This window comes from Streptococcus cristatus, from assembly GCF_001578775.1.
In the GTDB taxonomy this organism is placed as follows: Bacteria; Bacillota; Bacilli; order Lactobacillales; family Streptococcaceae; genus Streptococcus; species Streptococcus cristatus_A.
Window position 1 is genome coordinate 198,954 of record NZ_KQ969062.1, and the last position, 26,167, is coordinate 225,120.

Sequence of the window (26,167 nt, forward strand, 5' to 3'; positions counted from 1 at the left end):
CTGGATCATTTCTTTGAGCGGAGTGATTTGACAGAGAGCCTCAAGGGAGTCTATGATATCGAGCGGCTGGCTAGTCGGGTGTCTTTTGGCAAGACTAATCCTAAAGATTTACTGCAGCTGGCAGCAACATTGGGCAATGTGCCTCAGATTAAAGCTATCCTGCAAGGAATTGGCAGTCCGCATCTAGCTCGTTTGATTGGGGGCTTGGATCCTATTCCAGAGTTGGCGGGCTTGATTAGCTCGGCCATTTCGCCAGATGCACCTCATATCATCACCGAGGGCAATATCATTCGGACAGGCTTTGATGAGACCTTGGATCAGTATCGGCTTGTGCTGAGGGAGGGGACCGGATGGATTGCGGAGCTGGAAGCCAAAGAACGTGCCAACAGCGGCATCAGCAATCTAAAGATTGATTACAACAAAAAAGATGGTTACTATTTCCACGTGACCAATTCCCAGCTGGCTCATGTGCCTGGTCATTTCTTCCGCAAGGCGACCCTGAAAAATTCTGAGCGTTTCGGAACGGAGGAGCTGGCCCGGATTGAGGGAGAGATGCTGGAGGCGCGTGAAAAATCTGCCAATTTGGAATACGAAATTTTCATGCGGATTCGCGAGGAAGCTGGCAAATATATCCAGCGCTTGCAGGCCTTGGCACAAACGCTAGCAGCTGTAGATGTACTGCAGAGCTTTGCTGCGGTGGCTGAACAGCAGCACTTGGTGCGCCCTGTCTTTACTGGGGAGCGCTGTCTGCAGATTGAAAAAGGCCGCCATCCTGTTGTCGAAAAGGTCATGGGAGCTCAAAGCTACATTCCAAATAGTATTCTGCTGGACCAGGAAACGGACATCCAGCTGATTACTGGGCCGAATATGAGCGGGAAATCGACTTATATGCGCCAGCTGGCTATCATCGTCATTATGGCACAGATGGGATCTTATGTGCCCGCTCAGTCTGCCAGTCTGCCGCTATTCGATGCGATTTTCACTCGCATCGGTGCAGCGGATGACCTGGTGTCTGGCCAGTCCACCTTTATGGTGGAGATGATGGAGGCCAATCGGGCCATTCGGCAGGCCAGCGAGCGTTCGCTCATTCTCTTTGATGAGCTGGGCCGTGGGACGGCGACTTATGATGGGATGGCGCTGGCTCAGGCTATTATCGAGCACATTCATCACTATACTGGAGCCAAGACCCTCTTTGCCACCCACTATCATGAGCTGACAGCCTTAGAGGATAGCTTGGAGCATTTGGAAAATGTTCATGTGGCAACCTTGGAGAAGGACGGACAGGTGACTTTCCTGCATAAGATTGAGCCAGGTCCGGCTGACAAGTCCTACGGAATCCATGTGGCGAAAATTGCCGGACTTCCTGAGAAATTACTGGAGCGGGCGGACAGCATTTTGAGTCATTTGGAAAGTCAGGATACAGGACTAGGCTCAGAACTCCCTGATAGAAGCCTACAAAAGCAGCCACAAGTCGCAGAGCAGATGTCTCTTTTCGCAGAAGGATCGGAAAATCCAGTCCTGAATGAACTACGAGACTTGGACATCTACAATATGACTCCCCTGGAAGTCATGGCAGCGGTGGCTGAAATCAAGAAGAAGTTGTAAAAACAAAGAACAGACTTGTGAAATTAACAAGTCTACTCTTTTTGTTTCTCAAGATTCGCTAGACAAACCGCTATTGATTTTTTGAATGTTGCGGTAAGTGCGGTAGTAGATGGCACCTGAAATGATTAGATAGATGAGAGTGAATTCCCCGACGGCAGTCAGTGTCAGGCTGAGTATTTTTTCTCTTGGGAAGAATCCGGCTAGGTTGGCCAAAAGTGCAAAGGTCAGAATCATCACGCCATAGTGGCTGATGATGGAGCGCAGGATGCTCCAGTCTTTTTGGAAGAAGCTTCCACTCCATCTGAAAACAGCTCCCATGATAAACCAGATAAGCATGCAGTAGAGCATGATGAGGGAAACATGGACATGCTGGCTTAAGAAGAAGTGGCCGATAGGCGAGCGAGGATGAAGCGGTAGATAAGCTGGATTGTAAAAATAAGAAACAATCATGGAGAAGAAGAGACCGATGAAAATCCCTCCAATCCCTCCGAAAAAGAGTTCTTTAAGACGACTTTTCATAATTGCAACCTTTCTTTAATGGATTTGAGATAACGGCGGGACGAGTAAGTCTGGTCGCCGTTTTTCAGAAATATTTGAATCAGACCATTTGGAGTCAGCTTGAGGTGGCTGATTTGCCGGCTGTTGATAATCTCCGACTGAGAAATCTGCAGGAAATATTCCGGTAGGACCTGCAGCAATTGATAAAGAGCTTGTTGAGCTCGATAGCTGTCTTTTGCCGTTCGGACCCGAACCTGACGATTTTCTGTATAGAGTCGGTGAATTTCCTTAGCATCCAGCAGATAGATTTCGTCCTCTTTCTTGACATGAATCTTGTCCTCTTTGCCTAGATGTTGAGCAAAGTGGACCAATTCCTGAATGCTTTCTGTCATGAGGCGAGCCTCAATGCTGACGGAGTCTTCGGTGACTTGAGAATCGATTTTTAGCTTAACTTTCATAACTTCCTCCTTTCACCTTTATTAAACCGCAACTTAGCAGCGAAAACAAGCCCTTTTGTCTATGTGGCAGCTATTTGTGTCTATCTGGTTTGCCTTGCGGGCAGAATGGTCAAGACAAGGCTGCCCTCTGCTAGAGGGCCCAATGTGTTATAATAGATAGCAGAACAAATACGGAGAAAAAGATGTCAAAAATTATCGAACTTCCAGAAATTCTAGCCAATCAGATTGCGGCTGGTGAGGTCATTGAGCGGCCTAGCAGCGTGGTCAAGGAGCTAGTGGAAAATTCAATTGATGCGGGTGCCAGCCAGATTACTATCGAAATCGAGGAGGCCGGACTCAAGAGCATACAGGTGACGGATAATGGCGAGGGCATAGACCACGAAGATGTCCCTCTGGCTCTTCGTCGCCATGCTACCAGTAAAATCAAGAAACAGGCGGATCTCTTTCGGATTCGGACGCTGGGTTTCCGTGGCGAGGCCATTCCTTCCATTGCTTCTGTCTCGCGTTTTACCATTGAAACAGCGACCGAATCTGGTCAGCACGGGACTTTGCTGGTTGCCCAAGGCGGTGAGATAGAAGAGCATGAGCCTACCAGCAGTCCGGTAGGAACGAAAATCAAGATAGAAGATCTCTTCTTTAATACTCCAGCCCGGCTCAAGTATATGAAGAGCCAGCAGGCTGAGCTGTCCCATATCGTTGATGTGATTAATCGGCTTAGTCTGGCCCATCCGGAAGTGGCTTTCACCCTTATCAGTGACGGCCGCGAAATGACACGGACTGCCGGCAGTGGTAATCTGCGTCAGGCTATTGCGGGCATCTATGGTTTGGCAACAGCCAAGAAAATGGTAGAAATCTCTGCATCGGATTTGGATTTTGAAGTGAGTGGCTATGTCAGCCTGCCTGAGTTGACTCGTGCGAACCGCAATTATATTACGATTCTCATCAATGGCCGCTACATTAAGAATTTCCTACTCAATCGTGCTATTTTGGACGGCTACGGCAGCAAGCTGATGGTAGGCCGCTTTCCACTCGCGGTCATCAATATTCAGATTGATCCCTATCTGGCCGATGTCAATGTCCATCCGACCAAGCAAGAGGTGCGTATTTCTAAAGAGCGCGAACTCATGGCCTTGATTTCGCAAGCCATTGCGACCAGTCTCAAGGAGCAGGACCTTATCCCAGATGCTTTGGAAAATCTAGCCAAATCAACTGTTAAGCGTGCGACTAAGCCCGAACAGACTAGTCTTCCGCTGAAAGAAAATCGCCTCTACTACGATAAAGAGCAGAATGACTTCTTCCTCAAGCCACAGGTGGCAGAGCAGCAGTTATCTTTCGAAGAAACAGCGGAGCCTGTTCATGAAGCGACAGATGAAAAAGCAGAACCGCAACCGACTTCGGTCAAATTTGCAGAGAGAAAGCCAGTTAGCTATGACCGGCTAGACCATCCAGAGCTAGACCAGGCCAGTCTGGAGCGGGCTGTGGATAAGTTGGAACAGGAAGAGAAATCAAGCTTCCCAGAGTTAGAATATTTCGGCCAGATGCATGGTACCTATCTCTTCGCTCAGGGCAAGGGCGGTCTTTACATTATTGACCAGCATGCTGCCCAAGAGCGAGTCAAGTATGAGTATTATCGGGAGAAGATTGGAGATGTGGACAATAGCCAGCAGCAGCTCTTGGTGCCCTATATCTTTGAATTTCCAGCGGACGATATGCTGCGAATCAAGCAGCGGATGGAGCTGCTAGAAGATGCTGGCATCTTTTTAGAAGAGTACGGAGCCAATCAGTTTATCCTCCGCGAGCATCCCATTTGGTTTAAGGAAGAGGAGATTGAGGCTGGCATCTATGAGATGTGTGATATGCTTCTCTTGACCAAGGAAGTTTCTATCAAGAAATATCGAGCAGAGTTGGCCATTATGATGAGCTGCAAACGCTCCATCAAGGCCAATCACAGTCTGGATGACTACTCTGCGCGTGACTTGCTCTTTCAGTTGTCCCAGTGTGATAATCCTTACAACTGCCCACACGGCCGACCGGTCTTGGTCAATTTTACCAAGTCGGATATGGAAAAAATGTTCCGCCGCATTCAGGAAAATCATACTAGCCTACGGGAGTTGGGGAAATACTAAACTTTATAGAAGATAAAACAGCCCTAGTCATGGAACTAGAGCTGTTTTTGATATTTGAGCTGAACTTGTGTCCCAGCAAGTAAATCAGCTGGATGGCGTTTGTCCTTGCGAAGCAGTCCCATCAGCAGAAAGGTCAAGAAGAGAATACCTGCTGAAGTTGACAAGAAAATTGACAGAGCATCTGCTTGATAAGCACTACGGATAGCTCCCATATGCCCCAGCTGCCAAGGGAAAAACTTGATAGCAGAGCGCAAAAGGCTGTAGGAAAGGCTCTTATGTTTGTAAACCAACTGTAAACCTGCCCAATGCTTGCCAAAACTTCCTTTTCTATAGTCTAACCAAGCAAAGATGATAGTTAGAGGCAGGACGGAGTTAGAAAAAGCCAGAAGCTGGCTCTGGGCTTCAGTGAATGCAGGAATGTTTCCTAGAACCAGATTGTAAAAGCCCATAGCTAGTAAAAAAAGAGCAATGAGGTAGCCCGAGATGAAGAGCCAGTCTCCAATCAGCTCTTTCAGACGAGTTTGGATAGGTATGGGATTGTCAGTTTTTAGTTTCACCTTTAGCGTCTTCTTTCTCAGAATCCTCATCAAGTCCGATAACCTTGTCCAGATATTTTTTCTTAATCTTTAACGCCTTGTTAATAGCTACTGCTGATGCGATCAAGAGGAAAAAGCTCAACCAGACCAGAGCAGTAAATTTTGCTGGAAAGATAGAACCTGCGGAAAAGAGATAAATAGCCAAGGCTGATACAAGAATATACAAAATATGCCAGAAGCCATAAGATTTTACTTGCTTATAGTAGCGGTCTTTTTCGTCTTCTGAGAGGATGGGTTTTATTTCCGGCTTGTCACTTTCTTCTAAAAGTAGATAATCTGTCGTCACCTGAAAAATCTTGCTCAGCTCTACAATTTTTTCCAGCTCTGGCAGCGCTTGGCCAGACTCCCACTTGGAAATGCTCTGACGAGAGACATTGATTTGTTCAGCTAGCTTTTCTTGTGACCAGCCTTTTTCTTTTCTTAGTTCAAATAATTTATCAGCTAGTTTCATCGTGACAGCCCCCTTTTCTTTGCTAACTCTATCCTAACAGCTTTTCCTTATCTTGAGAATACAGCTTCCTGTACATTTTGTCAACCAATCGTTGCACTTCTGTTTGCAGTTTCCAGACAGAAAATATGATATACTAGATAGGCAAAATGATACAAAAGGAAGGAAGATTATGTACGAATATTTTAAAGGAATCATCAGTAAAATTACAGCCAAGTACATTGTATTGGAAGTCAACTCTATTGGCTATATTCTTCATGTGGCTAATCCTTATGCTTACTCAGGTCTGGTCAATCAAGAAACTCGAATTTATGTGCATCAGGTTGTCCGTGAGGATGCGCAGCTGCTTTATGGCTTTCGCTCAGAGGAGGAGAAGCAACTCTTTCTCAGCTTGATTTCAGTCTCAGGTATTGGCCCAGTGTCTGCCTTGGCTATTATTGCGGCAGATGATAATGCTGGCTTGGTGCAAGCCATTGAGCAAAAAAACATCACCTACCTAACCAAATTTCCTAAGATTGGTAAGAAAACGGCCCAGCAGATGGTGCTGGACTTGGAAGGCAAGGTGGTGGCGGCGGATGGTCCGGCAGAAAGTAAGGCGCCCGTCCAGACTGTGGATAATCAGGAGCTAGAAGAAGCCATGGAAGCCATGTTGGCTCTGGGCTACAAAGCTGCTGAGCTCAAGAAAATCAAGAAATTCTTTGAAGGAACGACGGATACAGCTGAAAACTATATCAAGTCTGCTCTCAAGATGTTAGTGAAATAGGAGAAAGTTATGACTAAACGCTGCGGCTGGGTAAAAATGAACAACCCCCTGTATGTAGCCTATCATGATGATGAGTGGGGTACGCCCCTCCATGATGATCAAAAATTATTTGAATTGCTTTGCATGGAGACCTATCAGGCTGGACTTTCTTGGGAGACCATTCTCAATAAACGCCAAGCTTTTCGAGAAGCTTTTCATTTCTATGATGCCCAGAAAATTGCTCAGATGACGGATACAGACTTGGATGCTCTTTTGGATAATCCTGATATCGTCCGCAATAAGATGAAGATCTATGCGACCAGAGCGAATGCCCAAGCTTTTTTGGCTGTTCAAAAGCAGTTTGGCTCTTTTAATGACTATATCTGGTCCTTTGTCGAGTTCAAAACGATTGACAATCAAATTACGAACTACAAGGAAGCGCCGACAAAGACAGAGCTTTCAGAAACCATGTCCAAGGCACTGAAAAAGCAAGGCTTCAAATTTGTTGGTCCTGTTTGTATATATTCATTTCTAGAAGCCGCTGGTCTTATCAATGACCATGAAAATGATTGTGATTGGAAGTAGAACAATGAAAACAAGAAAATTTCTCCTCATTTTTATCACCCTCTATACTATTTTATTTCTAGGTAGAGGCTTGCAGCTGATTAGAATAAATTGGCTAATTTATCCAGTTTATTTCCTTTTATTTATCTTAGGAATCTTAGCTTATCGTGAAGAATTAAAGGGGCAGTTGGCCTTGATTCTGACTAAGAAGAAGGAATTTCTAAAAACGATCTCTTTATATATGGTCTTCGTTTTCTTCTTGTCCATGGCCTGCAACCTGCTTTCAGCTTTGATTAAACAGAGTCTGGGCTTGCCGCTACAGGGGCAGAATGATGCCAGTATTCAAGATGCCTTGTTGAAAAATCCATTTTTAATCTTGGTTATCGGTTGCTTTATCGGGCCAATCGTTGAAGAGTTTTTCTTCCGCCGCTTTTTCCTAGGCAGTTTCTTGGCAAAATTCTCTAACTGGCTAGGTATTGTCTTAACAACCATTCTATTTGCCACTCTTCATATGCACAGCTGGGACTTATCAGAATGGGTGACAGCTATTTCCTACATTGCCGGAGGTCTTCTTCTCTCGCTCCTGTATCTGAGAAAGGACAAGAATATCTGGTATCCAATTGCCCTTCATTGTTGCAACAATATCATTGCTTTTATGATAACAATTCTTTTAATGTAGTAGTAGAGCGATAAGTAAATAAAGCGAAGTCTAGCGGTTACTTTTTAACTATTTTGAAGATTTATAATAAAGGAAATGAAGGATGGATAATAGAGCCTTAGTATATTTAGCGGAGAATCGTATCTTGGAGACGGAGCGCCTTCTCCTACGTCCCATGACCATGGATGATTTGTTGGATTATCATGAGTATACTTCAGATGGAGAATTATTAAAATATGATTATCCAGAGCACCAAAGCATAGAAGAAAGCCGAGAGAGCCTTGTCTTATATAATTTAAGTGCTCCTTTGGGCCGCTACGGTATCGAGTTGAAATCTGAAGGCAAATTAATTGGCAATATCTCTCTTCGAATAGATACAGAACAAGAAACGGCGGAAATAGGCTATACGGTCAATGCTAACTATCACAGAAAAGGTTACGCAACTGAAGCAGCCTTAGCCTTAAAAGAATTGGCTCAGAACATGCCGAGGGTAAAGATATTTCTTGCCCACACGACTAAGCCCAATCTTGCTAGTCAAGGAGTTTTAGAAAAAGTTGGGATGACCCTGATGTGGGAAAAGGAGGGATTGAGCCTTCGCGGAGAGCCAACCATCCGTCTCCGCTATGAAAGTAAGTTAAAGAATGACGAAAAAAAGGCCTATACAAGATAGTTGTCTAAGCCTTTTCTGTACAGAGTGAATATTATTACTCTTCCTTTTGCATCCAAATCTTTTCCTTGATAAAGATGCGCAGCTCGTAGAAAAGCATAAAGAGAGTAGAGACGAGGAAGCCTGCCATAAAGATATGGTGCAAGTAAGCAAAGACACCAATGTAAACCAAGATGGAAAAAAGGTAGAGGATAACTAAATAATGCCATTTTTTAGCCTTACTGTCTTCGATGACCTTTTTCTCCAAATGCTCATCCTCCTTAATGAGCTGGTCCAGACTGAGGTCAAACTCCCGACTGATAGCGATGAGATTGCCAATATCAGGGATTCCTTTTCCGCTTTCCCAGCGGGCAATGGCAGAGCGGGAAACCTTGAGTCTTTCTGCTAAGGCTTCCTGAGTGAGTTGATGATGTTGACGAATGTCTTTGAGAACTTGAGAGATTTTCATGATGATTCCCTTTCTAACGAAATGAATAAATTACTTTTTACGCCCTTTTCATTTTTATTATAAAAAGAAAAGTCTCCTTTGCCAATAGCATCTGCCTAACAATCCAGTTATTCTCCATAACAAACAGATTTTCAAAAGTTATCCACAGCATGTTGACAACTTTGTCAATCAAGTTGACAGCTCTTTTTATTTCCTGAAAAGAAAATCACCTTTTTTAAGATTTTTTGTGATAAAATAAAGCCAATTCCGAATAGTAAGGTAGGAGGTTCTATGAAAGCAGAAATTATTGCTGTGGGCACCGAGATTCTGACAGGTCAGATTGTCAATACCAATGCCCAATTTTTATCTGAAAAGCTAGCTAGTCTAGGAATTGATGTCTATTTTCAGACAGCAGTGGGGGACAATGAAAATCGTCTTCTCTCCGTCCTAGAAATTGCCAAAGAGCGCAGTGATTTAGTTATCCTGACAGGAGGCTTGGGGCCAACGGAGGATGATTTGACTAAGCAGACCTTGGCTAAGTTTATCGGTCGAGATTTGAGCTTCGACCTAGCGGCTGTGGAAAAGTTGGATCGTTTTTTTGCTAGCCGACCAGACTATGCCCGAACGCCCAACAATGAACGTCAGGCCCAGCTGGTGACAGGCTCGACTCCGCTACCAAATGCGACAGGTCTGGCCGTTGGTGGTTTACTAGAGGTTGATGGAGTGACCTATGTGGTCCTGCCAGGTCCGCCTAGCGAGCTCAAGCCTATGGTCAATAACGAGTTGGTTCCCCTCTTATCCACAGGCCAGAAATTGTATTCACGGGTGCTCCGATTCTTCGGTATTGGCGAGAGTCAGTTAGTGACTATTTTGGCTGAAATGATTGATCAACAAAGCGATCCGACCATTGCACCTTATGCAAAGACGGGCGAAGTGACCTTGCGACTTTCCACCAAGGCTTTGAGTCAGGCAGAAGCGGATGATAAGTTTGAGGTTGTGGAAAAGGAAATTTTGGCACATCAGACTTTTGAGGGACAGTCACTGTCAGAGATTTTCTATGGTTATGGGGATGACAATTCGCTTGCTCAAGTTGCCTTTGATTTGCTAAAGAGTCAAGGGAAGACGATTTCAGCGGCAGAGAGTCTGACAGCAGGGCTCTTTCAGGCGACCTTGGCGGATTTTGCTGGTGCATCCTCTATTTTTTCAGGTGGCTTTGTCACCTACAGCATAGAAGAAAAGAGTCGAATGTTAAATATTCCGCTGGAAGAGCTGAAGAAGCACGGCGTTGTTTCGGCTTTTACGGCTGGGAAAATGGCAGAGCAGGCTAGAAAGCTGACTCAGAGTGACTTGGCTATCAGTCTGACAGGTGTGGCTGGACCAGATTCGTTGGAAGGTCATCCAGCTGGGACAGTTTTTATCGGCTTAGCAAGTGAATCAGGAACGGAAATTATTGAGGTCAATATTGCTGGTCGCAGCCGAGGTGATGTGCGGAAGATTGCCGTTATGCATGCCTTCAACCTTATACGAAAAACTTTATTAAAGAACTGATTTTTGGTATAATAAACAGATGGCCAAAAGACATTTTAGAAAAAATAGGAGAAATAAATGGCAAAAAAACAGAAAAATTTGGATGAAATCACAAAGAAATTTGGAGATGAACGCCAAAAAGCTTTGGATAATGCCCTAAAAAACATTGAAAAAGACTTCGGTAAGGGAGCGATTATGCGTCTGGGCGAGCGGGCGGAGCAAAAGGTTCAAGTCATGAGTTCAGGCTCTCTGGCTTTGGATATCGCCCTTGGTGCGGGTGGTTATCCTAAGGGGCGGATTATTGAGATTTACGGTCCAGAGTCTTCCGGTAAGACAACCGTTGCTCTTCATGCAGTTGCTCAAGCACAAAAAGAAGGCGGCATCGCAGCCTTTATTGATGCAGAGCACGCTTTGGATCCGTCATACGCTGCAGCTTTGGGCGTAAACATTGATGAATTGCTGCTGTCACAACCAGACTCAGGGGAGCAAGGTCTTGAAATTGCAGGAAAATTGATTGACTCTGGTGCAGTTGATTTGGTCGTCATTGACTCAGTTGCGGCACTCGTCCCTCGTGCAGAAATCGATGGCGATATCGGTGATAGCCACGTCGGTTTGCAGGCTCGGATGATGAGCCAGGCCATGCGCAAATTGTCTGCTTCTATCAACAAAACCAAGACGATTGCTATCTTTATCAACCAGTTACGTGAAAAAGTTGGTGTTATGTTTGGAAATCCTGAAACAACACCGGGTGGACGTGCTCTCAAGTTCTACGCATCTGTTCGTCTGGATGTCCGTGGCAATACCCAAATCAAGGGTACGGGTGATGCGAAGGATACCAATGTCGGTAAGGAAACTAAAATCAAGGTTGTGAAAAACAAGGTGGCTCCACCATTCAAGGAAGCTTTCGTGGAAATCATGTACGGAGAAGGTATTTCTAAGACAGGCGAGCTGATTAAGATTGCGACTGACTTGGATATCATTAAAAAAGCTGGTGCTTGGTATTCTTACAATGATGAAAAAATCGGTCAAGGTTCTGAAAATGCGAAGAAATACTTGGCTGATCATCCAGAAGTCTTTGAAGAAATCGACCGTCAAGTCCGTGTACGTTACGGCTTGATTGAAGATGATGAGCCAGCAGAAGCAGTGGAGGGTAAGGCTGAGGCTCCTCTTGAAAAATTAGAAGAAGTGACTCTTGATCTAGACGATGCCTTTGACATTGAGGAATAATTTTTCAAAATAGGTCGCAAGACCGATGGTTTTTGTGGTATAATATACTACGATAGTAGTATCGTGTAGCGAAAGGAGTACTTGCATGATCACAATTTATACGGTTTCAAGTTGTACTAGCTGCAAAAAAGCAAAGACCTGGCTAAACGCCCATCAATTGACTTACAAGGAGCAAAACCTTGGTAAGGAAGGAATTACCAAAGAAGAAATTCTTGATATTTTAGCAAAAACTGAAAATGGCATTGCCAGCATTGTATCTTCAAAAAACCGTTATGCAAAAGGACTCGGTGTTGATATTGAAGATTTGAGTGTGAACGAAGTTATTGACATTATCATGGAAACACCGCGGATTCTGAAAAGTCCGATTTTGGTGGATGACAAGCGTCTCCAAGTTGGTTACAAGGAAGATGATATCCGTGCCTTCTTACCTCGTGCAGTGCGCAATGTTGAGAATACAGAAGCTCGCTTACGAGCAGCTCTATAATTAGATAAGGAAAGGCGCCTTTTAGGCTGCCTTTTTTCTGTCTCATTACCTAAAAATGATTGACAAGCGGTTAAACTATGATACAATATCTCTGAGGAGGACGGAACGTGAAGAAATTTTTACTAATTTTTGGCTTAGCAGCTGTGATATTGACTGGCTGCGCTCATAAGAAAGCAGACAAGCCAAAGGGAAAAAAAGAGGAAATTACAACTAATCTTCCCATTATCAGTCAGGCTGAAAAGCAGGAAGTCATCACCAAAAAACTAGTTTTCCCCAAAGATGAGCAAGGAATTCAATCTAGTCAAATTATCACTTATCAAGGGAAACGTTTTATCAAGGTGATTATGGAGAGAATTACTCCAACGGATGATAGTATCAAAAATGCTATTAAAGAAGTGGGGCTGGAGGAGACTCAGCGGCTCTTGGATGAATCAATGCAAAAGGATACGGACTATACTCAGGCAAAAACTGTTGCGGGTTTCACCGGAACTGTTCAGATTCTTAATGAAAATGAAATGAAAATCACGTCAACTTACGATTTTGACAATTTGGATATTGAAAAGGCACTCACTTTAAATTATTTTAAAAATAGCAATCTAAAAGAAATGACAAAGATGCCACCTGAAGAATATATCAATAATTTATTGATGAACGGGGCTGAGGAGCAACAGTAAGGAAGCTTCTTGTCAATCATAGAAAACCAAAAAGGAGAAAGAAATGAAAAAATCAGTAGTACTTTTAATGGCTAGTTTGGCGGTGTTGACGGCTTGTGGACAACAATCACATAGTGGAAAAGCTGGTAGCAACCAGTCTGTCCAAAGCAAGGCAAAAGATAAATCGGTTACCAAGTCTTATCAGTTAAATCAAAAGGTACAAGGCCTTGATCAAACGATGACCTTGACAGTTACCTATGCGGGCAAGAAGTATGAAAAAGTTAATATTGCTATTTCACAAAATTTGCCAGAAGAAGCTAAGTCTGCCTTAGCTGGTCAAGACTTGTCCTCTCTGCAAGAAGAGGTGAGCAAGAGCTTCAAGCAAAGTTCAGGAGTGGATAAACTTGAACAAGTAAAAGGTATTCAAGTGAATGTTAAAGTAACCGAAAAAGGCACTGTTGATATTGATTTCGTTATTGATCCTACAAATCTTGATTATGATGCGGCTTCTAAAGTACCGACCTATGGGCCAATCTTTAGCCAAATGAAGTCTCAGACTCCAGAAGAATTTATCAAGTCCTTCCAAGATGAAGGGGGCAAGGAAATTAGCAATCCGTCCTAATATTTTTGATGAAAACTAGTCTTTGAAAAAGGGCTAGTTTTTTGATGGGAAGGAACGGTAAATAGTTGAAAAAATGTCGAAAAAGTAGAAAATTTACATGGATTAAGTTTGTGAAACTGCTGTAATTATGCTATAATGATGGTATTCTTAAAGAAAGAGGGTGTAATTGTGGGATTTACAGACGAAACTGTACGTTTTAATCTTGATGATTCAAACAAAAAAGAAATTAGCGAGACTTTGACCGATGTCTACAAGTCACTCAATGATAAGGGCTATAATCCAATCAATCAAATCGTAGGTTACGTGCTGAGTGGAGATCCTGCTTATGTGCCTCGTTATAATAATGCTCGAAATCAGATTCGTAAATACGAACGCGATGAAATCGTAGAGGAACTGGTGCGTTATTATCTGAAAGGGCAAGGCATTGACCTCTGATGAGAATTATGGGACTAGATGTTGGCTCGAAAACAGTGGGCGTCGCAATTAGCGATCCACTTGGCTTCACCGCTCAGGGGCTTGAAATCATTCAGATTGATGAAGAGAAAGAGCAGTTCGGTTTTGAGCGTTTGACGGAGCTTGTCGAGCAATATAAGGTGGACAAGTTTGTGCTTGGCCTCCCTAAAAATATGAACAATACCAGCGGTCCACGAGTAGAAGCGAGTAAGGCTTATGGCGAGAAGATTGCCCAGCTTTTCCAAATTCCAGTCGAGTATCAGGACGAACGTCTGACGACAGTGGCTGCTGAGCGCATGCTGATTGAACAGGCGGATGTCAGCCGCAGCAAGCGCAAAAAAGTGATTGATAAATTGGCGGCTCAGCTAATTTTACAAAATTATTTAGATAGAAACTTTTAGAAAGAATTGAGGAAACATTATGGCACACGATCATAATCATGACCACGAACAGGCACAGCCTGAATTGATTACCTTGGTAGATGAGCAAGGGAACGAGAATTTATTTGAAATTCTTCTGACGATTGATGGTAAGGAAGAGTTTGGAAAAAATTACGTACTTTTAGTACCAGTAAATGCTGAAGAAGATGAGAACGGCGAAGTTGAAATCCAAGCTTACTCATTTACAGAAAATGAAGACGGCACAGAAGGCGAGTTGGAGCCAATCCCAGAAGACTCTGATGCAGAGTGGGATATGATTGAAGAAGTCTTCAACAGCTTTATGGAGGAGTAAAAAGGTCCGGGGGACCTTTTTAGCCCGAGCTTGAAAACTAGAAAGCAAGGAAGGTCCGGGGGACCTTTTTAGCCTGAGTATAGCAACTAGAAACTAGAAAATCAGCCGGCTTGAAAACTTATCATGGCTTGGACACAGCTAGTTTCTTTACGAAGAATAGAAAAGAGAGAGAAGCGAGTGGCGATTCACATTTGAAGTCCGCTTCGCTTCTCTTTTTATGTAGGAAAATGATGAATGAGATTGAAAAATGGTTGAACGATCGTATTGGCCTGAACTTTCGTTCAGGTCTGGAACGGATGCAGAGAGCGGTAGATTTGCTGGGGAATCCTGAACGGGCTTACCCCGTCATTCATGTGACGGGAACGAATGGCAAGGGCTCTACTATTGCTTTTATGCGAAATCTATTTGCCGATCAGGGGAAAAAGGTAGCTAGCTTTACATCTCCGCATATGATCAGCGTTCATGACCGTATTTGTATCAATGGTCTGCCGATTTCGGATGCTGATTTTGTTCGCTTGGGGCGGCAGATTCAGGAGATGGAGAGAGAATTGGTCAAGACTCACGACCAGCTATCCTATTTTGAAATCTTGACCTTGCTGGCCTTTCTTTATTTTAGAGAGGAGCAGGTTGATCTGGCTCTCATCGAAGTGGGGATTGGCGGACTTCTGGATACGACCAATGTCTTGGATGGGCAAGTTGCAGTGGTCACATCGGTGGGCTTGGATCATCAGGAGACGTTGGGGCAGACCATTACAGCGATTGCGGAACAGAAGGCTGGCATTTTCAAAAACGGTCGTTCTGCGGTCATTGGCCCCTTGCCGGAGGAGGCTCGTCAGGTCTGTGAGCAGCGGGCAGCAAGCTTGAATTTGGATTTGTTTGAATACGGACGAGATTTTTTGTTTTCTGATGGTTCTTTTAAGAATCAAGATCTTCTTTTATCGCATCTGGTCTTGGGATTACAAGGTGCTTACCAAGAAGAAAATGCAGCGCTGGCTTTGCAGGCTTTTCTGCTTTTTATGAAGCAAATGGGCTGGGAAATTGATTTTTCTTTGCTTCCTTCATCTTTGCGGAAGACCCATTGGGCGGGGCGGCTAGAGGAAATTAGCCCGAATATCTATCTGGACGGTGCCCATAATTTGCCAGCTCTGGCGCGTTTGGTCGAGTTTATCAAGGGACAGAAGGGCAAGACATGCAGCCTGTTGTTTGGAGCTTTAAAGCGCAAGGATTATAGCGGTATGCTGGCCTATTTGCAGGAGACTCTGCCAGAGGTTCAGGTGACGGTGACCAGCTTTGACTACGGGGAATCTGTGGGGCAGGCAGAAGCTGCGGACTTTGATTATGTAGCGGATTACAGAGCCTTTATCGAGAATTTCAAACAAGAGCAGACGGCTGACCAAGTTCTTTTTGTAACGGGCTCACTCTATTTCATTGCAGAGGTTCGAGCTTACCTCCAGAGTGTATAAGTTGACCATAGAAAGCCCTGTTTGGTAAAATAGAAGTGGAACAAAGAAAGGAGAAACGATATGAAGGTTTCAAAAAAATTAGTTCTTTCAGCCCTTACGGCTATGACCGCTTTTGTATTGGTAGCTTGTGGCAATTCTGGTCAAAATCCATCTAATCAGGCAGCTCAATCTCAAGCGAGTTCCTCTGCTTCTCAGTCATCTGAGACAGTGTCATCAAATAGCAAGGCAAGTAGCAATACAAACAATAGCACAAGTACTAGTAGTTCAGAGGCTTCTACCTCCAGTCAAACAGCTGCTAGTGACTTAGATGGGACCTATAAGGCCACTCATGAAGGCGATGCCTTAACCCTAGAAGTTTCTGGAAATAAAGGGACCTTGACTAAAGTCGAACGCGATGGTGAACAGGAAATTGAACAGGTGCAGATTGATCCAACCAATCAAACTATGATCGTTGGAGATGACGTTAAGCGTTATCGCGTAGAGGGGAAACAACTGACTCTGGAAGATTTATCGCAGGAAAACGATGATGACGACACAATCGTCTTCACCAAGCAATAATTTTCAAAGAAGGAATATCCTATAAAAGGCTGGGCAGCTGCTCCAGCTTTTTGTGTTTGTGAATAACGGAGTGCTAGGGCTTTCTTTAATCTTGGACTAGAGACTATTTTCTTTGAAAAAGTTTTGAAATTGCTGCTAATTATTGTTATACTAGATGAAATATGAGACGAGGGAGGATTGAGATGGATCTAGGCAAGTTTCGTTTGCTGATGTCCAAGTATGGTTTCAGCATCATTATCATGTTATTGGAATTGCTTCTTGTTTTTGCGGCCTTTTTCTATTTTAATCAGTTGGTGCCTAATTGGTTGTCAGCCCTTGTCATTGTTTCTTTATATATTGGGACTATCTTGGCGATTGTCAATCGGAACATGCCTCCAGAAAGCAAGGTGACTTGGCTCTTGTTTGCAGTTGTGCCCGTTTTTGGCTTCTTGCTCTATCTGATGATTGGTGAGCGGCGCCTTTCCAAAAAAGAAATTCAGCAGCTGGAAAAAATGGACTCAATGAAGTTTCGAGAGGACAACAGCTATGACCTGCGAGTCGAACTCAAGCAGGAAAATAAATCAGCCTTTGGAATTGTCAAGTCTTTGCTGAGCATGGATCACAATGCCGATGTCTACGATGGCACGGCTTCGCAGTATTTCTCCCTTGGTGAAGAGATGTTTGAGGCCATGCTGGATGATTTGCGCTCAGCCAAGAAATTCATTTTTCTTGAATTTTATATCATTGATCCAGGTTTGATGTGGAATCGTGTCCTTGAGATTTTGGTAGATAAGGTCCAGCAGGGAGTTGAAGTCAAGCTGCTCTACGATGACATTGGCTGTATGGCGACCCTTTCAGGAGATTATACAAAAAGGCTGCGCAAGATGGGAATTGATGCCCATAAGTTTAATAAGGTGATTCCGCGGATGACGGTGGCCTATAATAATCGTGATCACCGCAAGATTTTGGTGGTGGATGGGCAAGTCGGCTATACAGGCGGGATTAATCTGGCTGACGAGTATATCAACCATATCGTGCGCTTCGGGCATTGGAAAGATGGTGGTGTCCGTCTGGAAGGTCGAGCAGTGAAGGCTTTGACACGTCTTTTCTTGATGAATTGGTACATCAATCGCGGGGAAATTACGGATTTTGACCGTTATCATTTTGATAGCCAGCGAGTGGAAGGTAAGGGGCTCTATATTCCTTACGGGAGCGGGCCCAAGCCGATTTATAAGGAACAGGTGGGCAAGGCTGTCTACCAGAATATCATCAACCAAGCCATCGATTATGTCTATATCACGACTCCTTATTTGATTATTGACTATGATTTGACAGAGGATATAAAAAATGCAGCCATGAGAGGGGTGGATGTTCGCATTGTGACGCCGTTTATTCCTGATAAAAAGCTGATTCAGATAGTCACTCGTGGTGCTTATCCAGACTTGCTGGAGGCTGGTGTTAAGATTTACGAGTACACTCCTGGTTTTATCCACAGTAAGAACGTTATTTCGGATGATGAGTTAGCCGTGGTCGGAACCATTAATTTTGACTATCGTAGTCTGGTGCATCATTATGAAAATGCTGTTCTTATGTATCAAACAGAATCAATTGCGGATATTAAGCAGGATTTTGAAGATTTGTTTGATGTTTCCAAAGAAATTTCTCTTGAAACCCTCCAAAACAGCTGGTACCAGCGTTTACTGAAAGAAATCATGCAATTATTTGCTCCGCTACTTTAAAGAGAGTGGGACAGAAATCGGTAATTCGTTAGAATTCGATTTCGTCGTCCCACCTCCGCACAGTTGAGTAGGGCTGTAAAAGCTGATGAAATCAGCGTAGTAGAGCCCACTCAACCCCTGCGTCTTGCTTGACAATCCAAAGACAATTGAGAGGCTAGGATTTTTGTCCCAGCCCCTTTTTCTGTTTTTTGCTGAGAGGATTTGCTTGAGAAGCTATAAATGACACTTTCTTGCGATGCTCGCCTTTATTTTACGAATAGTAAATAGGGGACAGAGAATCAAAGGAGGATTACAGATGGAAATAGCAAAAATAATTTATCGGCTTCCTTGTCCAGAAGAGCGGCTAGTTTACCTAAGATTCCGCGATTTGGAGCGCTTGGCAAAGAAGAGACAGGAGGAGAAAGGAGGCCAAGATAAGGCTGACAGAAAGAGTGCTTTTTGATATACTATAGAGTATGGAAATCAAGGAGAACTTTTATGAATGATAGAAACCAACAGGAAAACGTGGAAATTTTAGTATCTATGTCCGCAGAAACCTGGCAAAATACGAGTGAGAGACGGCGGTTAGAGAAAATAATTGAGCCAGTTCCTTCCTTACAACTATTTTTTTGGAGTATCTTGGTCAGTTTGACCAGTGTGGTCAATCCTCTACTAACCAACTTAGCCACCAATTTGCAATCGCAAAATCTGTATGCTGGCTGGGCCTTGACTCAGGGAGAAGTCGCCTATGCAAATATTTATGGAACCAGCGGTCTTCTCTACTATTTGGTAAGCTGGTTGGGGAATTTATTTTTGGGTCAGCTATTGTTTTTACTTTTCCAAGTAGTGGCTTTGACCTTGGCAGGAATATATCTCTTCCAGACAATTTCACAAATAACGGTTAGAAGTGGTCTAGCTCGCCAGATTACAATCCTGTTCTATTTGTTTGTACTGACACTGGGATTTGGCGGAACTTATTCTATTATTTTTGCTTTCCCATTTATCTTTCGGAGTTTGTACCATCTCGTGAAGTACTTACAAGGGCGTGTCCGCGATGAGTCTTTTATTCGTTTTGGGATGGTTGGAGCCTTGGCTTTTCTAATCGAGCCAGCTTTTAGTCTTCTCTTTTACTCATTGACGACGCTGTTTTTGCTTCTGTACAATATCGCTGACAAGCGAAAAGCGCGTGGTTTTTATCAGTTGTTAGCAGGTTTATTAGGTTTTTCTTTAGTCTTTTATCCACTGGGCTACTATACAGTTTTGAATGGTTCTTTTGGTGTAGCGATTAGCCAAGCTACTTATGTTCTAGAGGCTTTTCGTCTCAATGGCAACTATATATTAGATCATTCGCTCTATTATGGTTTGCTTTTCCTAGGATTAGGTTTTGCGACAGCGTTGATGACGGCTTTTGCTTTCAAAGAAGAACCAACTGCTGCACGTGGTATGCGCTTTATTGGGCTACTAGGTCTTCCTATCAGCTTTATTGGAGTTCTAGGCTTGCCAGAGAAGGGCGCTTATCAATTGTTGACAACTCTGCCTTTTGCCTTGCTGTTACTGGCCTTGTGGCTGGATACAAGTGGAGACAGGGATGGTCATGAAAGACGCCACCGTAAGCCTACCAAGACTTCTAGCTGGAATCGTTATTTGGGCAGGCAACTTTTTTTGCCTTTGCTTGCGATGTTTTATCTCGTAGCTTATCCGTTAGTAAATGAGTATATTCTATCCAATGGAGTTTCAGCAGAGAGAAATCTGGCTGCCCAACATATTCGTGAAAACAGCACTAGCAAGGATAGCATTTATGCTTGGGACAATACAGCTAGCCTCTATAAAAAAGCGCAGCGTTTATCAGCCGTTTCTCTACTGAGTCCGTCGCTTTATACAGGAACGGAGGAAAATCGCATTTTCTTGCGTAATGCTTTAAATGAGGCAAGTCCAAAGTTTATCTTAGTCAATAAAGATGTGAAACTCTTTTCGGATGTGAAAAAGAAAATTTCTCAAGATTATGAAGAAGTGAACCTAAAACTCAATCACTTCAAGCTTTATCAAATCAAGTAATCTAATCAATATGTTGTGTGTAAAATAAAAAAATAACAATTTAACCACAACATATTGATTTTTTATTTTGGAGTGATATAATGTTTGGTAGATGATTAATTGAGAAGAGGAAGTGTTTGTGATGATTTTAAGAGAAGCAAAATTTGATACAGCGCCTACCATCTACGTTGAGAAGCGAGACGGCCGGAGAGTAGCTTTTGATGTTGCGAAGATTTACAAGGCTATGGTGCGGGCTGCGCAGGAAGTCGGCCCTCTGACGCCGATGCTGGAAGCCAAGCTTGAAACGATTACAGACCGTGTTGTGGCAGAAATCAGCAGTCGCTTCGCTAAGTATGTCAAAATCTATGAGATTCAGAACATCGTTGAGCATGAGCTTTTGAATGCCAAGGAGTATGCCATTGCAGAGAGCTACATTACTTACCGCACCCAGCGGGATTTTGAGCGCTCAAAAGCGACGGACATCAACTTTACCATCGACAAGCTCCTCAACAAGGACCAGACGGTAGTCAATGAAAATGCCAATAAAGACAGCGATGTCTTTAATACCCAGCGCGATCTGACAGCGGGGATTGTCGGTAAGTCCATTGGACTGAAAATGCTGCCGCCCCATGTGGCCAATGCACATCAAAAAGGCGATATTCATTACCACGATCTGGACTACAGTCCCTATACACCGATGACCAACTGCTGCCTGATTGACTTTGCGGGGATGCTGAAGAATGGCTTTAAGATCGGCAATGCTGAAGTGGAAAGTCCCAAGTCTATCCAGACTGCGACAGCTCAGATTTCGCAAATCATCGCTAATGTAGCGTCAAGCCAGTACGGTGGCTGTTCGGCCGACCGGATTGATGAGGTTTTGGCGCCTTATGCTGCGCTGAATTATCAAAAACATCTGCGGGATGCGGAGCACTGGGTCCTGGAGGATAAGCGCGAGGACTATGCCTGGGAAAAGACCAAAAAGGATATCTATGATGCCATGCAGTCCTTGGAATATGAGATCAATACCCTCTTTACATCCAACGGTCAGACGCCTTTCACATCGCTGGGATTTGGCCTGGGGACCAATCGCTTTGAGCGGGAGATTCAAAAGGCCGTTCTCAATATCCGCATCAAGGGGCTGGGATCCGAGCACCGCACAGCCATTTTCCCCAAGCTGATCTTTACCCTCAAGCGCGGCCTGAACTTAGAGCCCGGCACACCGAACTATGATATTAAAGAGCTGGCTTTGGAATGCGCCACCAAGCGGATGTATCCGGATGTGCTGTCCTATGACAAGATTATTGACCTGACCGGCTCCTTCAAGGTGCCCATGGGCTGCCGTTCCTTCCTGCAGGGCTGGAAGGACGAAAATGGGGACGAAGTCAACTCCGGCCGCATGAATCTGGGGGTTGTCACGGTTAATCTGCCGCGGATTGCCTTGGAGTCTGAGGGCGACCTTGCCAAGTTCTGGGAAATCTTTAATGAGCGCATGAATATCGCCGAAGATGCGCTGGTCTATCGGGTGGAGCGGACTAAGGAAGCCAGTCCGGCCAATGCGCCTATTCTCTACCAATATGGGGCCTTCGGCCGGCGCTTGGGCAAGTACGATCAGGTTGACCAGCTCTTTACCCACCGCCGAGCCACCGTTTCTCTGGGCTACATCGGTCTCTATGAAGTAGCTGCAGTCTTCTATGGCAGCGACTGGGAAAAAAATCCAGCAGCCAAGGAATTTACCGTTTCGATTGTCAAGGATATGAAGCGGCGCGTGGAAGAATGGTCTGAACAGTACGACTATCACTTCTCTGTCTATTCAACACCGTCTGAGAGTCTGACAGACCGTTTCTGCCGGCTGGATACGGAGAAGTTTGGTGTCATTGAGGATATTACTGACAAGGAGTACTATACCAATTCTTTCCACTACGATGTGCGCAAGAATCCGACGCCCTTTGAAAAGCTGGACTTTGAAAAGGTTTATCCAGAGGCCGGTGCTTCCGGCGGTTTTATCCACTACTGTGAATATCCGGTCCTGCAGCAGAATCCCAAAGCCCTAGAAGCTGTATGGGACTATGCTTACGACCGGGTCGGCTATCTGGGGACCAATACACCGATTGACCGCTGCTATCAGTGTGATTTTGAAGGAGATTTCACGCCGACTGAGCGGGGCTTCACCTGCCCTAACTGCGGCAACAGCGACCCCAAGACGGTAGATGTGGTCAAGCGGACCTGCGGCTATCTGGGCAATCCTCAGGCTCGGCCTATGGTCAAGGGCCGTCACAAGGAAATATCGGCCCGGGTTAAGCATATGAACGGTTCGACCATTAAGTATGAAGGAAATTAAGATGGGAAAATACCAACTAGATGACAAGGGAAAGGCTCAAGTACGGCGTTTCCATGAAAAGCATTCGCGGGGAGGCAATGGCAAAAAAGAGCGATTAGCCAAACTGCGTCAGCAATTTTTAGAAAAGAACAAGAAATAATAGAAGTCAGAGTGGGGCGCAAGGCGGTCTCGCTCTCTTCGTATCAGGAGGAACTATGGAGCTGAGACGACCGAAACTAGAAGACAAGGAAAGGATTTTAGAGATGCTGGCTGACTTTGAAGCAGCTGGTGGCCGACAGGACGGCTTCTTTGGCGGAGCGGATTTTGTTTATGAGGACTGGCTGGAAACTATTCAGCTAGCTGAAGCAGGGCTAGGCTTGCCGCAAGGTTTTGTGCCTTACGTCCAACTAGTTTCTTTTGCCGCGGATGGTCAGGCAGTGGGCTTTCTCAATCTGCGCTTGCGGCTCAATGACCATTTGCTCCAAGAAGGCGGGCATATCGGCTATAGTATCCGTCCGTCTGCGCGTGGGCAGGGATTGGCAAAGGAGCAGCTGCGACAAGGCTTGCAAGTAGCTAAAGGTAAAAATATCAAACGTGCTTTAGTGACTTGCGATTGTGATAATGCTGCCAGTCGAGCAGTGATTCTAGCTAATGGCGGAGCTTTAGAGGATATTCGAGCTGGGAAAGAACGTTACTGGATTGACCTAGATTGAGGATAGTTTATGAAGTTACGACGACCAACTTTGGAAGATAAAGACGCGATTTTAGAGATGATTGCGGAGTTTGATGCTGCAAAATCCTACATGCACGGCGGCATGGGCTCTACTTGGAAACGAGCAAAGGATTATGAGGATTGGCTGAAAATTGTAGAACGGAAGGAAGATGTGGCAAACTTGCCAGCAGGTTGGGTTCCTGCCATCCAATTTTTATCCTTTGATGAGACCGGCTTGCCTCTGGGCTTTTTAGCTCTGCGCTTGTCCTTGAATGATAAATTATTTGTGGAGGGTGGGCATATAGGCTATTCTATCCGGCCCAGTCAACGCAGAAAGGGTTTGGCCAAGATGCAGCTGGAGCTCGGGTTAGCAGAAGCTCGAAAGCAAGGATTGGAACGAGTGCTGATTACCTGCGATGAAGATAACGAAGCCAGTCGTCGCACCATTCTCTCAGCTGGCGGTGTTTACGAAAATACAATCGACAGAAGTCAGCGCTACTGGATTGATTTGGAGGATGAAGATGAACAATCCCAAACCCCAAGAATGGAAAAGTGAGGAGCTGAGTAAGGGGCGCATCATTGACTATAAGGCCTTTAACTTTGTAGATGGCGAAGGTGTCCGCAATTCGCTCTATGTCAGCGGCTGCATGTTTCACTGCGAGGGCTGCTACAATGCAGCGACCTGGTCATTTAATGCCGGTATTCCCTATACAGAGGAGCTGGAAGAGCAGATTATGAAAGATCTGGCGGAACCCTATGTGCAGGGGCTGACCCTCCTGGGCGGCGAGCCCTTTCTCAATACCGGCATCCTCCTGCCCTTGGTCAAGCGGATTCGGCGCGAGCTGCCCGATAAGGACATCTGGTCCTGGACCGGCTATACTTGGGAGGAAATGATGCTGGAAACGGATGATAAGCTGGAGCTGCTCAGTCTCATTGACATCTTGGTGGACGGCCGTTTTGATATTACCAAGAAGAATCTCATGTTGCAGTTTCGTGGCTCTTCTAATCAGCGCATCATTGATGTGCAGAAGTCCCTTCAGTCTGGCCAGGTAGTCATCTGGGACAAGCTTAACGATGGTCTCCAGGCCTATGAGCAAGTTGATCGAGATGGCTTACTATAATCGTCTAGATTGAAGCAAAATTTTCAGCATAAAAATAGGATGTTTAGTTCAATTTTGTCCATGATTTTTAAATATGCTTACTATGTGCCAGCAGCTCTCTGAATTTCATGAGCGGAGATCGATCCTACGGAATAAGGTGATACCGATGTATTGGTATCGCTTTATTTTTCTGTGTTTTAGCTTGAATTCGATTTCAAAGTTGAAGTTGTTGACAAAAGAATAGGATTTTTTTACAATTACGTAATATTCTTAAGAAATTCTTAAAAAAGCCATGTTTTTATGCTATAATAGACTAGAGTAATTTCGAACAGAAAGTAGTAAGGTGAATGTATCAGAGAGCAAAAAAGTCTAAAAAGAAAAGCAATCGATTAAAAATAGTTAATAGCACCTTCTTGGGTGTTTATACTTTGTTAGCGGCCTTCTTGATTTTTACAATTTTCCGCTATCATTTTCTAGCTTTTCGCTATGTGAATATCTTAGTGACAGCTCTTATCCTAGCAGTGGCGCTTCTATCAGGATTCCTGATTTTCAAGGGTAAGGCAGGCAAGACCACTAGTGCTATCCTAATAGTAGCCCTGCTTGTGGGGTCTGTGTCTATGTATGCTGTAAAGGGTTTAGTCGACTTGTCGGCTGGCGTCAACTCCACTTCTAACTATTCTGAGTATGAAATGAGTATTGTGGTGCCGGCAGATAGTGATGTTAAGGACCTCAAGCAGTTGACAAATGTCTTAGCCCCATCAGGAAATGACCAAGACAATGTCCAAGCGCTGATAAAAAATATCAGTCAGACACAAGGGCATGAGCTGACAGTAGACACAGCATCTTCTTATCTCGCTGCTTATAAGTCACTGACTTCTGGTGAAGCCAAGGCTATGGTTCTGAATAGCGTCTTTGAAGATACGATTCGTGGTGAAGATCCTGACTATGCTTCAAAAATTAAAAAAATCTATACTTACAAGATAAGCAAGAAGATCGATACAGCCATTGGCAAGCAAGATCCAAATGCAGAAGTCTTTAATATCTATGTCAGTGGTATTGACACTTATGGACCGATTTCTTCTGTGTCACGCTCAGATGTCAACATTATCATGACAGTCAATCGCAAGACCAAGAAAGTCTTGCTGACGACTACACCACGAGATGCCTATGTTCCAATTGCGGATGGTGGCCTTAATCAGCCGGATAAGCTGACTCACGCGGGTATTTATGGCGTGGACGCTTCAGTTCATACCTTGGAAAATCTCTACGGCATTGAATTAAACTACTATGTGCGGTTGAATTTCACTTCCTTCCTCAAGTTGATTGACTTATTAGGCGGAATTGATATTGAGAACGACCAAGAGTTTACTGTAGGAAATACTCATTATCCTATTGGTAATATTTCATTAAATTCTGAACAAGCGTTGACTTTCGTCCGTGAGCGTTATTCTCTAAATGGCGGAGATAATGATCGTGGTAAGAACCAAGAAAAGGTCATTGCAGCAGTCATTAAGAAACTAACTTCGACAGATGCACTGAAGAATTACAACGCCATTCTTTCAGGATTGCAGGATTCTGTCCAGACCGATATGAGCTTGGAAACGATGATGAATCTGATCAATACTCAGCTAGAGTCAGGCGGAAGTTATCATGTGACTTCTCAGGCCTTGACCGGGACTGGAAATACAGGTCTGCCTTCCCACGCGATGCCAGAAGCCAATCTCTACATGATGGAAATTGATCAAAATAGTTTGACAGCGGCCAAAGCAGCGATCCAAGAAGTGATGGAAGGGAAGTAA

General features: G+C 44.3%; 28 protein-coding genes and 1 pseudogene. 24 read left to right on the forward strand and 5 right to left on the reverse strand.

The annotated features are described in order from the left end of the window. Positions 1-1,584, forward strand: a pseudogene (gene mutS / locus SCRDD08_RS10895) (DNA mismatch repair protein MutS); the annotation flags it as partial. Between the two features lie 69 nt (positions 1,585-1,653). Here the strand turns inward: mutS and SCRDD08_RS00955 are convergent. Beyond that, positions 1,654-2,124: a DUF3021 family protein gene (locus SCRDD08_RS00955; protein ID WP_061422032.1), complete on the reverse strand. Its 471-nt coding sequence runs from the start codon at positions 2,122-2,124 to the stop codon at positions 1,654-1,656. Beyond that, on the reverse strand, positions 2,121-2,561 hold the full coding sequence (locus SCRDD08_RS00960) for a LytTR family DNA-binding domain-containing protein (RefSeq protein ID WP_061422033.1): 441 nt from the start codon (positions 2,559-2,561) through the stop codon (positions 2,121-2,123). The genes SCRDD08_RS00955 and SCRDD08_RS00960 overlap by 4 nt, the downstream gene beginning before the upstream one ends. 182 nt (positions 2,562-2,743) lie before the next feature. On the opposite strand from SCRDD08_RS00960, the gene mutL reads away from it, so the two are divergent. Next, a complete protein-coding gene (gene mutL / locus SCRDD08_RS00965; RefSeq protein WP_061422034.1) occupies positions 2,744-4,687 on the forward strand; it encodes a DNA mismatch repair endonuclease MutL in 1,944 nt (647 codons plus the stop codon). A gap of 35 nt (positions 4,688-4,722) precedes the next feature. Here mutL and SCRDD08_RS00970 read toward each other — a convergent pair whose 3' ends face one another. Continuing rightward, positions 4,723-5,244 carry an RDD family protein gene (locus SCRDD08_RS00970; RefSeq protein ID WP_061422035.1) on the reverse strand — a complete coding sequence of 174 codons (522 nt, stop codon included), beginning with the start codon at positions 5,242-5,244 and terminating at the stop codon, positions 4,723-4,725. Further along, positions 5,228-5,734 carry a helix-turn-helix domain-containing protein gene (locus tag SCRDD08_RS00975; protein WP_061422036.1) on the reverse strand — a complete coding sequence of 169 codons (507 nt, stop codon included), beginning with the start codon at positions 5,732-5,734 and terminating at the stop codon, positions 5,228-5,230. Before SCRDD08_RS00975 ends, SCRDD08_RS00970 begins: the two co-directional genes overlap by 17 nt. Positions 5,735-5,903: 169 nt before the next feature. Between SCRDD08_RS00975 and ruvA the strand changes: the two genes are divergently transcribed. From ruvA to SCRDD08_RS00995, 4 genes are all read left to right on the forward strand, one after another. Continuing rightward, positions 5,904-6,494 (forward strand): Holliday junction branch migration protein RuvA, encoded by a 591-nt coding sequence (gene ruvA / locus SCRDD08_RS00980; RefSeq protein WP_061422037.1) that lies wholly within the window; start codon positions 5,904-5,906, stop codon positions 6,492-6,494. A gap of 9 nt (positions 6,495-6,503) precedes the next feature. Next, positions 6,504-7,058, forward strand: a complete 555-nt coding sequence (locus tag SCRDD08_RS00985; protein WP_061422038.1) for a DNA-3-methyladenine glycosylase I — start codon at positions 6,504-6,506, stop codon at positions 7,056-7,058. A gap of 4 nt (positions 7,059-7,062) precedes the next feature. Further along, the gene (locus tag SCRDD08_RS00990; RefSeq protein ID WP_061422039.1) at positions 7,063-7,716 is read left to right on the forward strand and encodes a CPBP family intramembrane glutamic endopeptidase; all 654 of its coding nucleotides are present in this window, start codon (positions 7,063-7,065) and stop codon (positions 7,714-7,716) included. An 82-nt stretch (positions 7,717-7,798) separates the two neighbouring features. Continuing rightward, positions 7,799-8,365, forward strand: coding sequence for a GNAT family N-acetyltransferase (locus SCRDD08_RS00995; RefSeq protein WP_061422040.1), 567 nt, complete (start codon positions 7,799-7,801; stop codon positions 8,363-8,365). Between the two features lie 34 nt (positions 8,366-8,399). On the opposite strand, the gene SCRDD08_RS01000 is transcribed toward SCRDD08_RS00995, so the two are convergent. Continuing rightward, on the reverse strand, positions 8,400-8,810 hold the full coding sequence (locus SCRDD08_RS01000; RefSeq protein ID WP_061422041.1) for a helix-turn-helix domain-containing protein: 411 nt from the start codon (positions 8,808-8,810) through the stop codon (positions 8,400-8,402). A 270-nt stretch (positions 8,811-9,080) separates the two neighbouring features. Here SCRDD08_RS01000 and SCRDD08_RS01005 point away from each other — a divergent pair, with 270 nt between their 5' ends. The 18 genes from SCRDD08_RS01005 (at position 9,081) to cpsA (ending at position 26,167) form a co-directional block, all read left to right on the forward strand. Further along, positions 9,081-10,337, forward strand: coding sequence for a competence/damage-inducible protein A (locus SCRDD08_RS01005; protein WP_061422042.1), 1,257 nt, complete (start codon positions 9,081-9,083; stop codon positions 10,335-10,337). Positions 10,338-10,394: 57 nt separating this feature from the next. Then, positions 10,395-11,543 carry a recombinase RecA gene (recA, locus tag SCRDD08_RS01010; RefSeq protein WP_061422043.1) on the forward strand — a complete coding sequence of 383 codons (1,149 nt, stop codon included), beginning with the start codon at positions 10,395-10,397 and terminating at the stop codon, positions 11,541-11,543. A gap of 85 nt (positions 11,544-11,628) precedes the next feature. Continuing rightward, a complete protein-coding gene (gene spx / locus SCRDD08_RS01015; protein ID WP_005591493.1) occupies positions 11,629-12,027 on the forward strand; it encodes a transcriptional regulator Spx in 399 nt (132 codons plus the stop codon). A 107-nt stretch (positions 12,028-12,134) separates the two neighbouring features. Beyond that, on the forward strand, positions 12,135-12,701 hold the full coding sequence (locus SCRDD08_RS01020; RefSeq protein WP_005591494.1) for an SP0191 family lipoprotein: 567 nt from the start codon (positions 12,135-12,137) through the stop codon (positions 12,699-12,701). Positions 12,702-12,744: 43 nt separating this feature from the next. Then, on the forward strand, positions 12,745-13,302 hold the full coding sequence (locus SCRDD08_RS01025) for an SP0191 family lipoprotein (protein ID WP_061422044.1): 558 nt from the start codon (positions 12,745-12,747) through the stop codon (positions 13,300-13,302). Positions 13,303-13,470: 168 nt separating this feature from the next. After that, positions 13,471-13,737, forward strand: a complete 267-nt coding sequence (locus SCRDD08_RS01030; protein WP_005592119.1) for an IreB family regulatory phosphoprotein — start codon at positions 13,471-13,473, stop codon at positions 13,735-13,737. Further along, entirely contained in the window at positions 13,737-14,156 is a 420-nt protein-coding gene (gene ruvX, locus SCRDD08_RS01035; RefSeq protein ID WP_005591497.1) for a Holliday junction resolvase RuvX, read from the forward strand. The genes SCRDD08_RS01030 and ruvX overlap by 1 nt, the downstream gene beginning before the upstream one ends. Positions 14,157-14,175: 19 nt before the next feature. Next, a complete protein-coding gene (locus SCRDD08_RS01040; RefSeq protein ID WP_005591498.1) occupies positions 14,176-14,487 on the forward strand; it encodes a DUF1292 domain-containing protein in 312 nt (103 codons plus the stop codon). Between the two features lie 230 nt (positions 14,488-14,717). Further along, entirely contained in the window at positions 14,718-15,950 is a 1,233-nt protein-coding gene (locus SCRDD08_RS01045) for a bifunctional folylpolyglutamate synthase/dihydrofolate synthase (protein WP_061422045.1), read from the forward strand. Positions 15,951-16,010: 60 nt separating this feature from the next. Further along, a complete protein-coding gene (locus SCRDD08_RS01050) occupies positions 16,011-16,508 on the forward strand; it encodes an SP_0198 family lipoprotein (protein ID WP_061422046.1) in 498 nt (165 codons plus the stop codon). A 182-nt stretch (positions 16,509-16,690) separates the two neighbouring features. After that, complete coding sequence (gene cls / locus SCRDD08_RS01055; RefSeq protein ID WP_061422047.1) at positions 16,691-18,226, forward strand: cardiolipin synthase; 1,536 nt, start codon at positions 16,691-16,693, stop codon at positions 18,224-18,226. Between the two features lie 477 nt (positions 18,227-18,703). Continuing rightward, complete coding sequence (locus SCRDD08_RS01060) at positions 18,704-20,260, forward strand: hypothetical protein (protein ID WP_061422048.1); 1,557 nt, start codon at positions 18,704-18,706, stop codon at positions 20,258-20,260. Between the two features lie 121 nt (positions 20,261-20,381). Next, complete coding sequence (gene nrdD / locus SCRDD08_RS01065; protein WP_061422049.1) at positions 20,382-22,577, forward strand: anaerobic ribonucleoside-triphosphate reductase; 2,196 nt, start codon at positions 20,382-20,384, stop codon at positions 22,575-22,577. Position 22,578: 1 nt separating this feature from the next. Beyond that, a complete protein-coding gene (locus SCRDD08_RS11255) occupies positions 22,579-22,716 on the forward strand; it encodes a hypothetical protein (RefSeq protein WP_155719744.1) in 138 nt (45 codons plus the stop codon). Positions 22,717-22,771: 55 nt separating this feature from the next. After that, entirely contained in the window at positions 22,772-23,269 is a 498-nt protein-coding gene (locus SCRDD08_RS01070) for a GNAT family N-acetyltransferase (protein ID WP_061422050.1), read from the forward strand. 9 nt (positions 23,270-23,278) lie between these two features. Further along, positions 23,279-23,824 (forward strand): GNAT family N-acetyltransferase, encoded by a 546-nt coding sequence (locus tag SCRDD08_RS01075; RefSeq protein ID WP_061422051.1) that lies wholly within the window; start codon positions 23,279-23,281, stop codon positions 23,822-23,824. Beyond that, entirely contained in the window at positions 23,790-24,389 is a 600-nt protein-coding gene (gene nrdG / locus SCRDD08_RS01080) for an anaerobic ribonucleoside-triphosphate reductase activating protein (RefSeq protein WP_061422052.1), read from the forward strand. The genes SCRDD08_RS01075 and nrdG overlap by 35 nt, the downstream gene beginning before the upstream one ends. Positions 24,390-24,715: 326 nt before the next feature. Then, entirely contained in the window at positions 24,716-26,167 is a 1,452-nt protein-coding gene (gene cpsA / locus SCRDD08_RS01085) for an LCP family glycopolymer transferase CpsA (protein WP_061422053.1), read from the forward strand.